Origin of the sequence: Specibacter sp. NPDC078692, assembly GCF_040686835.1 — a bacterium.
Classification (GTDB): domain Bacteria; phylum Actinomycetota; class Actinomycetes; order Actinomycetales; family Micrococcaceae; genus Specibacter.
The window spans coordinates 1-1218 of sequence record NZ_JBFBLV010000074.1 but is presented as its reverse complement, the minus strand read 5'-3'; the positions used below and the strand labels follow the sequence as shown (position 1 = coordinate 1218).

The 1218-nt window shown below is 56.5% G+C and carries 1 protein-coding gene; it reads left to right on the top strand.

The features are described from left to right. Window positions 1-26 precede the first annotated feature (26 nt). Complete coding sequence (locus AB0O97_RS20245) at window positions 27-1181, top strand: IS1249 family transposase (RefSeq protein ID WP_363885073.1); 1155 nt, start codon at window positions 27-29, stop codon at window positions 1179-1181. The last annotated feature ends 37 nt before the right edge of the window (window positions 1182-1218 follow it).

The window sequence follows — 1218 nt, the reverse complement described above, 5'->3', positions numbered from 1 at the left end:
TTGTACATGCTTTGAAAGCATGTATGGTGACAGTTCCCAAGAACCACCCCCGTTGTGGTGTATGTACTCAGAAGCTTGTGAAGAATGGTTCGACCAGTGCAGGTAAAACCCGATGGCGGTGTAAATCCTGTGGTGCTTCCAGCACTCAATCTCGCGTTGATGTCAGCAAGAAAGCAGAGTTCGCCGCGTTCCAGTCCTGGATCACTGGCAAGGACCGTCAGGACGCCCATGCCAGCTCATCACGAACGTTCCGGCGCCAGAGTGCATGGTGTTGGAACGTGGCCCCGCAAGCGCCCGTGACCGGGGAAATACACCCGGTGCTCATGCTCGATGGAACGTACTTCAACGGGTGGTGCGTGCTGGTGGCATACACCGGTGATCATGTTGTTGCCTGGCAGTGGTGCGATCGTGAAAAACACGCTTCCTGGTCCGCGCTTCTCCAGCAGCTCCCGGCCCCTGCCATGGTCGTTGTTGATGGCCACAAAGGCCTGGAAAGTGCTTTGCGTCAGCACTGGCCAGACGCGAAAGTACAGCGGTGTTTGTTTCATATCCAGCAGAACATCCGTACCCACCTCACGATGCGTCCGAAACTCGATGCCGGCAAGGAATTACTGGCCCTGGCGAAGACTTTGACGCCGATCCAAACTCTGGATCAAGCCGCTGTCTGGGCTGGTGAGTTCGCCTCGTGGGAAGGACGCTGGGAGAAGTTCTTGAAGGACCGCACCTACGCGAAGAAGAATGGCGAAAGACCCTCTCACGTGAGGGCAAACCAGAACTGGTGGTTCACGCATCTTCGTCTGCGCCAAGCCCGTGGAACACTAGCCACCATGCTGAAGAATGGGCATCTTTTTACCTGGCTGACCCACGCCCCCGAGGGCCATAAACTTCCTCGAACAACGAGCCCGCTCGAGGGTCGGATCAATGCTGGTTTGAAGCACCTCCTCCGAGAGCATCGAGGCCTCAGCGATGATCATGCCAAACGAGCCGTTGACTGGTATCTCTACCACCACACCCAGTCACCAAAAGATCCTTGGACCCTCGTGAAACCCCGCCACTGGCAACCATCAAAGAAAGCCAAGAAAGTCATCGACGAGCCAATCGGTCCTGCCCTTTACGGCACAGCCTTCAGCTACCAAGACGGCAACGGAATTCAACAAGGATGGGGCGGAAGAAGCCACTGACACGCCCGGGCTGTACACACATTTTGGCCGCTAACCC